Origin of the sequence: Methanobacterium veterum (genome assembly GCF_000745485.1) — an archaeon.
Taxonomy (GTDB): domain Archaea; phylum Methanobacteriota; class Methanobacteria; order Methanobacteriales; family Methanobacteriaceae; genus Methanobacterium_D; species Methanobacterium_D veterum.
Genome location: NZ_JQJK01000009.1, coordinates 506,968 through 519,221, shown reverse-complemented (window position 1 = coordinate 519,221; position 12,254 = coordinate 506,968). Strand labels below are relative to the sequence as shown.

General features: G+C 38.7%; 13 protein-coding genes. 12 read left to right on the top strand and 1 reads right to left on the bottom strand.

Annotated features, from left to right (window positions below; all coding sequences use genetic code 11):
• The first annotated feature begins 143 nt into the window (after nt 1-143).
• From EJ01_RS05675 to EJ01_RS05660, 5 genes are all read left to right on the top strand, one after another.
• Nucleotides 144-776 carry an FmdE family protein gene (locus tag EJ01_RS05675; RefSeq protein ID WP_048081427.1) on the top strand — a complete coding sequence of 211 codons (633 nt, stop codon included), beginning with the start codon at nt 144-146 and terminating at the stop codon, nt 774-776.
• 39 nt (nt 777-815) lie between these two features.
• A complete protein-coding gene (locus tag EJ01_RS17180) occupies nt 816-965 on the top strand; it encodes a hypothetical protein (protein ID WP_157197591.1) in 150 nt (49 codons plus the stop codon).
• 96 nt (nt 966-1,061) lie between these two features.
• Complete coding sequence (locus EJ01_RS05670) at nt 1,062-1,838, top strand: class I SAM-dependent methyltransferase (protein ID WP_048081426.1); 777 nt, start codon at nt 1,062-1,064, stop codon at nt 1,836-1,838.
• Between the two features lie 70 nt (nt 1,839-1,908).
• Nucleotides 1,909-2,331 (top strand): hypothetical protein, encoded by a 423-nt coding sequence (locus tag EJ01_RS05665; protein ID WP_048081425.1) that lies wholly within the window; start codon nt 1,909-1,911, stop codon nt 2,329-2,331.
• A complete protein-coding gene (locus tag EJ01_RS05660) occupies nt 2,332-3,381 on the top strand; it encodes a radical SAM protein (RefSeq protein ID WP_048081424.1) in 1,050 nt (349 codons plus the stop codon). It abuts the gene before it with no gap.
• A 489-nt stretch (nt 3,382-3,870) separates the two neighbouring features.
• Here EJ01_RS05660 and EJ01_RS17785 read toward each other — a convergent pair whose 3' ends face one another.
• Nucleotides 3,871-4,149, bottom strand: coding sequence for a hypothetical protein (locus EJ01_RS17785; protein ID WP_245611160.1), 279 nt, complete (start codon nt 4,147-4,149; stop codon nt 3,871-3,873).
• A gap of 25 nt (nt 4,150-4,174) precedes the next feature.
• Between EJ01_RS17785 and EJ01_RS05655 the strand changes: the two genes are divergently transcribed.
• From EJ01_RS05655 to EJ01_RS05625, 7 genes are all read left to right on the top strand, one after another.
• Nucleotides 4,175-5,521 carry an ABC transporter substrate-binding protein gene (locus EJ01_RS05655; RefSeq protein WP_245611159.1) on the top strand — a complete coding sequence of 449 codons (1,347 nt, stop codon included), beginning with the start codon at nt 4,175-4,177 and terminating at the stop codon, nt 5,519-5,521.
• A gap of 581 nt (nt 5,522-6,102) precedes the next feature.
• The gene (locus EJ01_RS05650; RefSeq protein ID WP_245611158.1) at nt 6,103-7,674 is read left to right on the top strand and encodes an ABC transporter substrate-binding protein; all 1,572 of its coding nucleotides are present in this window, start codon (nt 6,103-6,105) and stop codon (nt 7,672-7,674) included.
• Between the two features lie 100 nt (nt 7,675-7,774).
• A complete protein-coding gene (locus EJ01_RS05645; protein WP_048081421.1) occupies nt 7,775-8,788 on the top strand; it encodes an ABC transporter permease in 1,014 nt (337 codons plus the stop codon).
• On the top strand, nt 8,785-9,639 hold the full coding sequence (locus EJ01_RS05640; RefSeq protein WP_048081420.1) for an ABC transporter permease: 855 nt from the start codon (nt 8,785-8,787) through the stop codon (nt 9,637-9,639). The genes EJ01_RS05645 and EJ01_RS05640 overlap by 4 nt, the downstream gene beginning before the upstream one ends.
• Before the next feature lie 11 nt (nt 9,640-9,650).
• On the top strand, nt 9,651-10,802 hold the full coding sequence (locus tag EJ01_RS05635; protein WP_084689150.1) for an ABC transporter ATP-binding protein: 1,152 nt from the start codon (nt 9,651-9,653) through the stop codon (nt 10,800-10,802).
• 2 nt (nt 10,803-10,804) lie between these two features.
• Nucleotides 10,805-11,416 (top strand): ABC transporter ATP-binding protein, encoded by a 612-nt coding sequence (locus tag EJ01_RS05630; protein WP_048081419.1) that lies wholly within the window; start codon nt 10,805-10,807, stop codon nt 11,414-11,416.
• Between the two features lie 83 nt (nt 11,417-11,499).
• Nucleotides 11,500-12,252, top strand: a complete 753-nt coding sequence (locus EJ01_RS05625; RefSeq protein WP_048081418.1) for a DUF364 domain-containing protein — start codon at nt 11,500-11,502, stop codon at nt 12,250-12,252.
• Nucleotides 12,253-12,254 lie beyond the last annotated feature (2 nt).

The following is a 12,254-nucleotide window of genomic DNA, read 5'->3' as shown; positions in this document are numbered from 1 at the left end:
AACATACCTGCCTAAAACCTTTGAAATTTAGGAACAGGAATTTATCCTGTTCAATTTTTATGCAGAAATCCATCTTAATTCAGCATGTTCAATCGATACGTTTATATATACATTTCGTAGATTAATGATCATCAGTGATAAAAATGGATGAATACACAACGTTTCTTGAAAAAGCTAAAAAACTGCATGGAGGAGTCTGTGCAGGTGTAGTCATGGGGATTAGAATGAGTATGGCTGCAATGAGAGAACTCGGCATGGATCCTGCAAAACAGAATAAGGATCTTATAGTATACGTTGAAGTAGACCGCTGTATGACAGACGGCGTGCAGGCCGTAACGGGATGCACCCTCGGACATAGAAATTTGAAATACAACGACCATGGTAAATTTGTAGCGACCTTTATCAACACGAGTAGTGGAAAAGCCATCAGGGCCTCAGCCAAAGATGACACATGTAAATCAAGTCATGGTTTCTGGAAATGGGCTGAAAACCTTTTTAAAGGAAATGGCAAGTGCGAACCATCACCTACTCCTGAAGATATGGAAGAAGGGGTGGAAATTGTATCAGGATTACCCGAAGAAGAACTTTTAGTACTGGAAGAAATTCAGTTTGAAGTACCTGAAAATGATATTCCGGGCTTTCCAAAACACATAGCGACATGTGAAATTTGCAACGAACATGTGATGGATGGTAAAGAGCTTTTACTGGGCGGTAAAATCATTTGCAGGTCGTGTGCATGTAAAGAAAATTTGTTGAAAGAATTATTTGAATTGTAGCCTGAACTACAGTTTTAATTTTAAAAGGAGCAAAATTAAATGGATAAAAAAAATCACTGCAGTTGTAGCTACTGTCACTGCACACATGATATAAACTGTACCTGTGAATGCTGCACTGCACCAAAACCACACAAAAATCATTTAAGAGAAAATAAAAAACAGCGCGACCCGCAAGATGGGATCATTTAAACTAAAAAAATGTGAAAATCAATTAGAAATTCACTTATAACATATAACTTTCAGGAGGAGATACTGATTAAACTGGAAGATATTGACTGGAACCAGATGTGGAAAGAAATACAGAAGCATGAAACCAACCATTCCCAAAATGAAGGCGTAATAGAAGCCCGATGGAACAGAACAGCTGCACAGTTTAAACGATGGATGGAAGTAGATGACTACCCCCTGAAACTGATGCAGCGAGTGAAATTAAAGCCAGAATGGTCCCTGCTTGATATCGGCTGCGGCGCAGGTGCAGTGTCAATACCCGCAGCAAAAAAAGCCGCCAGGGTTACTGCACTAGATATTTCAGGTGAAATGCTAAAAATATTAAGGGAAGATGCTCAAAAAGAACACATCTCCAATATAACATACATGCACCGCTCATGGACCGATATCGTGGTGGGAGATGATATTGAACCCCATGATGTCGTGGTCGCATCCCGATCCGTGGGGAGGGAGCCGGATATTCAAAGCGCCATTGAGAAGATTGACAGCGCAGCATCCAGATATGTGTATATCACTGTTTGGGGCGGTGGGGAACATAGTCACTGTAAAGGAGTCCCTGCAGTTCTCGGCAGACCATACAGGAACACTCCAGACCATGTATACTTCTACAATATTTTGCAACAGATGGGCATACGTGCCAACGTCGAACACTTGGAGTGCCACAGCCGCCTGATCTACAGCGATCTCGATGAGGCCATGGAAAGCTGCAGAATTAGCCTTGGCCCTTTAAGTGAAAAAGAAGAAAAAAAAGCAAGGGCTTATCTAGACAAAACATTGATAAGGCTTGAAAATGGGATGCTTGAAGTGCCAGACAGCAACCGGTGTGGTCGCTGATGTGGTGGAAAAAATAGATTAAAAAAAACATAATAACTAAAAAACAATATGATAACCGGAGGCGTTATTTTTGAAAATAAGATGTGATTTCGTAACAAACAGCAGTTCAACAAGCTTTATTTTAACTGCAAAAGAAGACATCATAGATGCCAACTTAAACCACTTTAAAAAAACAGACAAAATTGGACTTGTACAGCTACTGACATTCGTAAAGGATGAACTGAAAAAAACAGGCCATACAACAAGAATAAACGATGAAGAATACTACTTCACCGTGAAAAAATTCAACATTGGAAAATCTGTCTTTTTAGATGACAGTATAAATCCTGATGAAATCTCAAGAACCGATTTCAGCAAGCTTTCCAATGAAGAACTATGGGATATTATAAACTGGATAGTTGTCAAAGGTCAAAGCCAGGACCTCTACGGTGTTGGGGCTACCCAGACAACCGATCCAAAATGCGACTGCGAAGAGGATGCGAGAGATCTTTAGATGATAAGGAAACACTTTGAAGGATATAACTTCGTTGGAATTCCTGAAACTGGAATTACCTTCAGGTGGGGTGCAGACTTTTCTGAAGACCCTCAAATGGCACCCTGGCCAGAACTTGCGGACATATCAATATCCAACTACTGTACAAACAGATGCAGTTACTGTTACAGGAAAAGCAGTGAAGAAGGCAAGTTCATGTCCCTTGAAGATTACTGCTTTGCCCTTCAGGAGCTTAAAAGCGAAAAATACGGCAGTATCTTTCAAGTTGCACTTGGTGGTGGAGAACCCCTCCTCCATCCAGATTTTACAGAAATAATCAGGATAACAAGGGAAAAATTTGGAATAATACCAAATTACACCACAAGCGGCAAGTTTTTCAATCCAGAAAACATGGAAGCCACCAGGAATTACTGCGGGGCAGTGGCCATATCATGGGACCCCTACAGGGACCTGACCACTGAAGAGCTTTCAGAAATTGGGTCTTGCTTAAAAGATAACGGCATCCTTGCAAATATCCACTATGTGATCTCAGAGACCACCATAAATGACGCCGTGGACCTTTTAAATGGGAAATACGATGAATACATCAAAGATTTCAATTCAGTCATATTCCTAACCTACAAACCCACTGGACGGGCTGAAAACGACGGGAACATAAAATCTGCAGGCCCACTAAAATCGTTCCTCGATCTTGTAGATAATCCAGTTACCGGTGTGAAAATAGGTTTTGATGCCTGTTTTGTTCCAGTCCTGATGAAAGCCACCGGCGTAAATGTTGACCTGATAGACAGCTGCGAGTGCGGGTTTTTTTCGGTTTATATTGATGAAAACCTTGATGTGACTCCTTGTTCCTTCTGCAACGACAGCAGCTACCACTACAATTTGAAACAGTTCGGTTTTGAAGAGATATGGGAAAGTAAGTTTTCAGATTACAGGGATTACATAGATAGCAGCTGCAAATCAAGCTGTGATGAATGCGAAAAAGCTTCGGGGTGCAGGGGAAAGTGTCCCTTCTTTGATGACCTCTTTTTATGTGGTCTAATTGATTAAATAAACACTTTTATATTTTTTATAATAACCCTTGTTTTTCAAGACAAACCTCATTTTAATTTACAATATTTTATTTTTAACTTTTTAAACAGTTTAAATAGTTTCCAATGTACATAACTAATAAAACAGGCCATGATTTGCAGAATAATTTAAGTTTTTTACTCTTTTTTATTGTTATATCCCCAAATAACGTTTCTATAGTAGATACACCACATAAAGCTACATGAAGTAATACTATCATCATTACTAAACCTAAATAATTAATAATAATTTAGTTAACGATTTTTATTAATAACTGCATATAAAATCCCTGCCGATTTAGTAATACTCACCTTTAGAAAAGTATTTATGTTAAAATTACTTTATTTCGCTTATCTTAAGTTTAATTTGTATAGTATTACTCAGATCATGTTCCAGGTTATAAAAGTATGAGCACGGCCATATTGATAACTTTTAAAATATTTTTTGAGGAAATATTTTGCAAATAACTTAGGTTAATTGTAAGGAGGCGTTAAAAATTAAAAAAAATAAATTATATTTAAGTATAGGCACGGTAATTGCGATTTTAGTAATATTTGCAGTTGCCCTGTCATTTGGCTCAACTTCCCGAGCTGCAGACGAATTAGTTGTTGCTGGAGGGTTTAGCCATAGTGGTGAGCCAGAAGGGGGTTTTGATCCTATCAATGGATGGGCAAGTACAACAGAACCTCTTATCCAGAGTACTCTCTTTAAAAGAGATAACACATCCCTGGTCAACGATTTAGCCACAAACTATTCTGTTAGCAGCGATGGGTTGACATGGACAGTTAAAATAAGAGATGACGTTAAATTTACAGATGGAGTACCCTTAACAGCAAAAGATGTTGCATTTACATTTAATAAAGCAGCCAATGGCACTAGTGGAATGGATTTATCCATGTTAAATAGTGCTACTGCTTTAGATAATACCACAGTCCAGTTTAAATTAAATGATCCTCAGTCAACATTCATTTATAAACTTATGGGATTAGGTATCGTTCCAGAACATGCATACAACAATGAAACCTACGGCCAGCAGCCTATAGGATCTGGCCCATATAAACTTGTACAGTGGGACAAAGGACAGCAGGTGATACTTGAAAGGAACGATGAATACTATGGTAAAAAACCCTACTTCAAAAAAATAACCATTCTGTTTATGAAATCAGACGCTGCTTTTGCTGCAGCTAAGGCAGGACAGGTAGATATAGCCGAAATTCCAGATTCATACGCAAACCAAACAGTGAATGGTATGAAGAGCATATCCCTTGATTCCATCGACGCTCGAGGAATCAGTTTCCCAATGCTGGCAGATACAGGGGAAAAAACTGATGATAATTACACCATTGGAAATAATGTGACATCCGATACTGCAATCAGGAAAGCCCTGAACATTGGAATTGACAGGCAAGCCTTAATCAACGGGGCACTAAATGGACAGGGATCTAAAGAATTCACCGGTGTAGACAGGTTACCATTTGGAAATAAAGCAGCTATTTTTAAAGACGGAAATACAACAGGAGCAAGTGAAATTCTGGATGCAGGGGGCTGGAAAGATACTGATAACGACGGCATACTGGAAAAAAATAAAACAAAAGCAGAATTTACCCTTGTATACCCCTCTGATGATCAGACAAGACAGGCACTAGCTGTTTCAGTAGCTGAACAGGCCCAAAAACTGGGTATAAAAATAAATGTTGAGGGTAAAAGCTGGGATGAAATTGATGCACTTGCATACTCAACCCCAATAGTCTGGGGTTACGGATCCATAGACCCCACTGATGTGTATTTGAGGTACTACAGTGTTCGTTCAGGCAGCGGAGAGTGGAGTAAATACAATAATGTGATATTCTACAACAATTCTGAGGTAGATAAAAATTTAAGAAAAGCTATGACAACTTTTAACAACAGCAGCAATAACTACTGGAAAGCTGCTGCATGGGATGGGACAACAGGATACTCTGAAAAAGGAAACGCCACATGGTTGTGGATGGCTACCCTCAAATATGTCTACATCATGATAGATGATTTAGATATAGGGACTCCAGGACTCCAGCCCCACGGTTCAGATATCTTTAACAACATATACGACTGGAAACGAATTGAAAACCAGACCAGTTAAATTTGAATACTGAAAATATAAAATTCTTCAGTATTTACTTATTTTTTTAAATAATTAAATACTAATGAGCTATTTATCATAAAAATTGTTTATTAATTTTTATTTTCAAATTCAATCTTTAATAAATTAAAAAATAAGATTATGGACTTAATATAACTATACCTACAGGTTTTCACCTGAAAATTAATTTTTAGAGCTTTTTTTGTAAAAATATAGTACAAAAATTTGATTTTAGTATTACAATCCATCCTAATAAATTTAATTTAGTAATAAAGCATTACAAAATAGATTTAAGTAATACGAGCTTTTAAATATCTCTTAAATTAGTAATACTAGCATATAGAAAAGTATTTATAGTAAATTTATTTTATTTAGCTTATATTAAGTTAGATTTGAATAGTATTACATGAATAACGTTTTTTACCAAGAAAGTATTATTAAAATGGCATTAGGATTCATAAAAATAGTTTTGTGGTAAATACCATTCAAAAACTTAATTTTATCTTAAAAACGGATTAGGAGGCATCCAAATTAAAAAAAATCAACAATATTTAGTTATAGGTGCAGTTGTTGCAGTTCTAGTGATTTCTGCAGCTGCACTGACACTCGGTTCAACTCCCAGAGCTGCAGATGAGCTCATAGTTGCTGCAGCAGGGACATATGCAGAACCAGAAGAAGGGTTTGATCCCCTCCACGGATGGGGGTGCGGCCATATGGACTATGAGCCATTGATACAAAGTACACTCTTCAAATCAGCTGATAACGGCAGCATAATAAATGACCTTGCCACAAATTACTCAGTCAGCTCTGACGGGTTGACATGGACTGTGAATATAAGAAATGATGTTAAATTTACAGATGGAGTACCCTTAACAGCGAAAGATGTTGCATTTACATTTAACACAGCAGTTGGAAGTAATTCAGAGTTAGACATGTCCAATCTTGAAAATGCAACGGCAGTAAACAGCACAACAGTTAAATTCAAACTAAAAGAGCCGCAGTCCAGCTTTATATGGAGACTTAGGTACGTTGGAATTGTACCTGAACATGCATACCAAAAAGAAACCTACGGCCAGCAGCCTATAGGGTCTGGACCTTATAAACTGGTGCAGTGGAATAAAGGACAACAGGCAATACTGGAATTAAATGAAAATTACTATGGAAAAAAACCGTACTTCAAGAAAATAACTCTACTGTTTTTAGATAAAGATTCTTCATTTGCAGCCGCTAAATCAGGCAAAGTAGACTTAGCAGGACTTGATAACAGCTATGCAAATCAAAGTATAGATGGATACAATTTAGTTGCTCTCCCATCATCAAGTGCAAACGGGGTTTCATTCCCTATGCAGTATGACACAGGTAAGAAAAGTCTAAGTGGAGAAGTAATAGGCAACAATGTAACTGCAGATATAACCATCAGGAAAGCCCTGAACATAGGTATCAACAGAACTGCCCTTGTTGAAGGTGTACTGTATGGAAAAGGAGATGTTGAGTACACTGGAGTAGACCAGCGCAGCTTTGGAAACCCTAAAGCAAAAGTCAATGACTCAAACATAGAAGGGGCCAAAAAAATGCTGGAAAATGCAGGGTGGAAAGACGGCGACGGCGATGGAATCCGCGAAAAAAATGGTACCAAAGCAGAATTTAAGTTATACTATAATTCAGAAGACCAGACAAGACAGGCCCTCTCTATGGCCGTCAGCGAACAGGCTAAACAGATGGGGATAAAAATAGACCTTATAGGTGCAAACTGGGATGAAATTTACGCTAAACAATACAGTTCAGCCGTTTTATATCAGTACAGTAGTGCAGATACATTCAGCCTGTATATGCAGTATCACAGCAAAGAAGCAGATTCTGGATACAACAACCCCGGTCTTTACAACAGTTCTGTTGTAGACGGTTATTTGGAAAAAGCCCTCAGATCCACAGATCAGGCACAGGCCACAGAATACTGGAAATTAGCTGCATATGACGGAAAAACAGGTTACGGACCTGCAGGAGATGCAACATGGCTGTGGTTAACAACTAAGGACTACCTGTACATGGTAAATAAAACCATTGACATAGGAACACCTCAAAATAACACTGGAAAAGACATTTTAGGGAATATCTACGAATGGAAACGCATAAATGAAAATAAAACCAGTTAAACAACCTCAATTACATCTAAATTTTAAAAAAATGAACATCAAATAAAAATTCTGATGTTGATCTTTATTTAAATTAACTTACAGGCGGAGGGTAACTAAATTGAAATATGAAAAATTATGGAGCTTTTCTGGAAATGGAAAATTATGGGCCTTTGCAGGGAAAAAAACCCTGAAATTAATAAGCCTTTTAATTGCAGTTTGTCTTGTTAGCTTCTGGCTTGTTGAACAATCTCCTATAGATCCCGTAAGGGCATACATTGGAGAAATGTCAATAACTCCAGAGCATAAAGCTCAGCTTGAAGAATACTGGGGAGTTAACATGCCCCCTCAGGAAAAATTCTTAAACTGGGCAGGGAACATAGCCCAAGGAGACTTTGGAACTTCACTGATTTATAGAATTCCAGTTACGAACGTGATTGGTGAAAAATTCACGGCATCGCTGATCCTCATGATGACTTCCTGGTTAATTTCAGGAATTTTAGGTTTTATACTTGGAATAATCGCTGGAATGAAAAAGGGAACGTGGATAGATAAAACAATAAAAACTTACTGTTATATGCTTGCTGCCACTCCCACCTTCTGGCTGGCGCTGGTCCTGCTGATGGTATTTTCCGTGTATTTAGGATGGTTTCCAATAGGTCTAAGCGTGCCCATAGGTGTCACCTCCGGCAATGTGACATTTTTAGACTGGCTGCATCATTTGATCCTGCCTGCACTAACTTTAAGCTTAATTGGAGTTGCCCAGATTGCGATGTTTACACGGGAAAAACTAACAGAAGTCTTATCAAGTGACTATGTACTATTTGCAAAAGCAAGGGGTGAAAAAGGATTAAACCTGGTACTTAGACACGGAATTAGAAATGTTGCACTTCCTGCCGTTACTTTACAGTTTTTAGGGTTCAGCGAACTGTTTGGAGGGGCGGTACTGGTTGAACAGGTGTTTTCATATCCAGGAATTGGGCAGGCCGCTGTGGCTGCAGGGTTAAGATCAGATGTGCCCCTACTTTTGGGAATAGTTCTGGTCAGCGCAGTATTTGTGTTCTGCGGAAATACAATAGCAGATATTATATACGAATTCGTTGATCCAAGGATAAAACAGGAGGCAGAGGCATGAACACTACTGTAACCATGAAAAAAGGGTTATTTAAAGGGTTGAACCTGCGGCAAAAGACCATTTTAATAATAGGCCTCACCTCGGTTTTACTGATTACAATAGTAATTTCCAGCTGGTTATTAAGCGGCGAATCACTGCCAGTGAATTTTGGAGCTAAAAACCTTGCCCCTTCCATTGAACATCCATTCGGGACAGACTGGATGGGGCGGGATATGCTCACAAGGACTATAGAAGGGCTTGGACTGAGCATAGTAATTGGAACTATTGCATCCACATTTAGTTCTGCACTGGCCATAATTTTAGGGCTGCTTTCAAGCGCCGGTAAAAAAGCAGATGCCCTTGTATCATGGTTGGTGGACCTGTTTCTTTCTATTCCACACCTCCTTTTAATAATCCTTATTTCTATTGGACTTGGAGGCGGTGCAGTTGGAATTATTGTGGGAGTAGCATTAACTCACTGGACAAGCTTAACAAGGGTTGTGAGGGCAGAGATCAAGCAGCTTAAAACTCAGGAATATATCCATATCTCCCAGAATCTCGGCAGGTCCAAGTGGTGGGTAGCTACCAAACATATAATGCCGCATTTAATTCCCCAGATACTGCTAGGTACCATTTTAATGTTTCCCCACGCAATTTTACACGAAGCCTCAGCCACTTTCCTTGGTTTTGGGCTTTCACCACATGAACCTGCAATTGGAATAATCCTTTCAGAGTCCATGAAGTACCTGTCAGTGGGGTACTGGTGGCTGGCATTCTTCCCCGGATTATCGCTGCTGATTGTAGTTCTGGTATTTGACCTGATTGGAGATAATTTAGGAAAACTGATGGATCCAAAGAGTGCACACGAATAAAGGTGTTAAATATGGAAAATAAGGTTGAAATAAATATTGAAGAAGATTTCAGTACTGAAATTGGCATAGCTAACAAATTCAATAGTGAAACAAGTGTGATTTTAAATAAAAAATTACTGAATATAAATGATGAAGAAAAAAATAAAGGCGAAATCCTGTTAAAGGTAGAAAACATTTCACTTTCTTTTATCCAATATACTTCCGGGCTTAGACAGACAAAATTAAATGTAATTTCTAATTTAAGCCTGGAAGCGCGGCGCGGCGAAATTACTGCAGTGGTGGGATCAAGTGGATCTGGTAAAAGCCTTTTAGCACATGCTATTCTAGGAATTTTACCGACGAATGCTGCACTTAATGGCAAAATAGAATATAATGGACAAGAACTTACTCAAAGCAAAAAGGAAGAGCTTAGAGGTAAAGAGATAGCCTTAGTTCCCCAATCTATAAATTATCTGGATCCATTAATGAAGATTTCAGACCAGGTAATAGGAGATGTAGAAGAGGAAGATAAAAAATTAATGAAAAATATTCAAAGAAAAATTTTCCGCAGGTATGATTTGAAACCAGAAGTGGATAAGATGTTCCCACATGAACTATCAGGAGGTATGGCCAGAAGAGTTTTAGTTTCCACCGCAGTAATAAGCTCTGCAAAACTCATAATTGCAGATGAACCAACTCCAGGACTGGATGAAAAAACCTTAGATGAAACATTGAATTATTTCAAGGAAATGGCAGATAAGGGATGTGCAGTTATACTTATAACCCATGATATAGAGGCTGCACTTAAAATATCTGATAAAATTGCAGTGTTTTATGCAGGAACTGTTTTAGAATTAGCTAATGTTGAAGATTTCAGCGGTGCAGGTGAAAATTTAAGACATCCATATACCCAGGCACTGTGGAGTGCACTTCCCCAAAATGGGTTTCATGAAATTGGCGGCCACCAGCCAATGCAGGACGAAATCATTGAAGGGTGTGTTTTCTACGAAAGATGCTCCAGAAGGAATGATCTCTGTTCTACCAGTACTCCTCCATTAAAAGAGATCAACAGAGGCATGGTCAGGTGCAACAATACCGCCCAAAAAGAAGAAAACTTTAATGAAACTCCTGTGTTTTATGATACCGAAGGGGACGTGATTATAAAAGAAGTTAAAGGGGTGTAACAGTGCGCCTTAAAGGTGAAGATATAAGTTTTGGATATAAAAAAAATAAGCTGATTTTAAATGATGTAAATATCTCCTTAAAAAGCGGTGAAGTACTCGGACTTATTGGAGACAGTGGGAGCGGGAAATCAAGCCTGTGTAAAATATTATCCGGCTATGAAAATAGGTATCATGGAAATGTATCCATAGATGGAAACGAAATTCAACCAAACAGGTACAATCCTGTGCAGCTTGTATTTCAGCATCCTGAAAAAGCTGTAAACCCAAAATGGAAGATGAATGACATTCTTAATGAGGGACACGATGTTTCAAATGAAATTTTACAATCATTTGGCATAAAACGTGCATGGCTTAACCGGTGGCCCAATGAGCTTTCAGGAGGGGAACTTCAGAGATTTGCACTCGCAAGAGCTTTAGGGCCCCAAACTAAATTTTTAATAGCCGATGAAATAACTACAATGGTAGATGCAATTACCCAAGCCCAAATATGGAATACGATTTTAGACATAGCAGAAGAGCAAAATATTGGAGTACTGGTTGTGAGCCATGAAAAAGATTTAATTAAGCAGTTGTGCCAAGATATCCTTTATCTAGATGATATAAACAATGTTTAAATTTTTTATTTTTTCCCAATCGATACGTTTATATTTACGTTTCGCAAGAATTAAAACACCAACGACTTTAGAAAGGTGCAAAGATGAAGGAAATGAAACTTTTAGACGATCTTATATGGGCAGTACAGGGCGAAGACGCGGTTGCAGAAGACGTGAGAGTCGGCGCATCATGGACTGGTGTTAAAGGCCGGTACGGAGGAGTATGCAAAACTTACGGGATTCCAGTACCCCACGGAAACTACACCAAGGACCTTGGAAAGCTCAATGAAAAAAGCACTTTAGAACTTGCAGAATATGCCCGTTCATGGAATTTCGTGGAAGCAAGTATTGGAGTGGCTGCATTAAATTCAATGGTAAAAGTTAAGGGTAAAACAGGAGTAAACGCCATTGATATAGTACTTGAGACATGCGAAAATAAAAAAGTCACCATGGTGGGTAAATTCCCACGCATCCCTGAAATTAAAGCACTTGCCAAAGAACTGTGGGTTTTGGAAATGAATCCATGTCTTTTAAACATTAAAAAGGGAATAATAAACGCAGCAGCAGCAGAATATGTGATTCCAGACAGCGATATAGTGATCGTAACCGGTTCCACACTTATAAATAAAACCATGGAACGCGTGCTGGAGCTGTGCAGAATGGCAGATGCTTACACCATAGTTATGGGGCCAAGCACTACTATGAGTGATGTTTTATTTGATTACGGCGCAGACATGCTTGCAGGTGTGGAAATAGCTAAGCCAGAAGCCCTGCTTAACACCATAAGTCAAAGTGGAGGGATGATAAACTCCAGAGTCTGCGGAGATGAACTTGTTTTCAGAGTCATGGAAGTTTAGAA

What these genes read in the sequence shown, in the direction of transcription:
- EJ01_RS05675 (WP_048081427.1), top strand. Translation starts at nt 144, where the DNA reads ATGGATGAATACACAACGTTTCTTGAAAAAGCTAAAAAACTGCATGGA.
- EJ01_RS17180 (WP_157197591.1), top strand. Translation starts at nt 816, where the DNA reads ATGGATAAAAAAAATCACTGCAGTTGTAGCTACTGTCACTGCACACAT.
- EJ01_RS05670 (WP_048081426.1), top strand. Translation starts at nt 1,062, where the DNA reads ATGTGGAAAGAAATACAGAAGCATGAAACCAACCATTCCCAAAATGAA.
- EJ01_RS05660 (WP_048081424.1), top strand. Translation starts at nt 2,332, where the DNA reads ATGATAAGGAAACACTTTGAAGGATATAACTTCGTTGGAATTCCTGAA.
- EJ01_RS05640 (WP_048081420.1), top strand. Translation starts at nt 8,785, where the DNA reads ATGAACACTACTGTAACCATGAAAAAAGGGTTATTTAAAGGGTTGAAC.
- EJ01_RS05635 (WP_084689150.1), top strand. Translation starts at nt 9,651, where the DNA reads ATGGAAAATAAGGTTGAAATAAATATTGAAGAAGATTTCAGTACTGAA.
- EJ01_RS05625 (WP_048081418.1), top strand. Translation starts at nt 11,500, where the DNA reads ATGAAGGAAATGAAACTTTTAGACGATCTTATATGGGCAGTACAGGGC.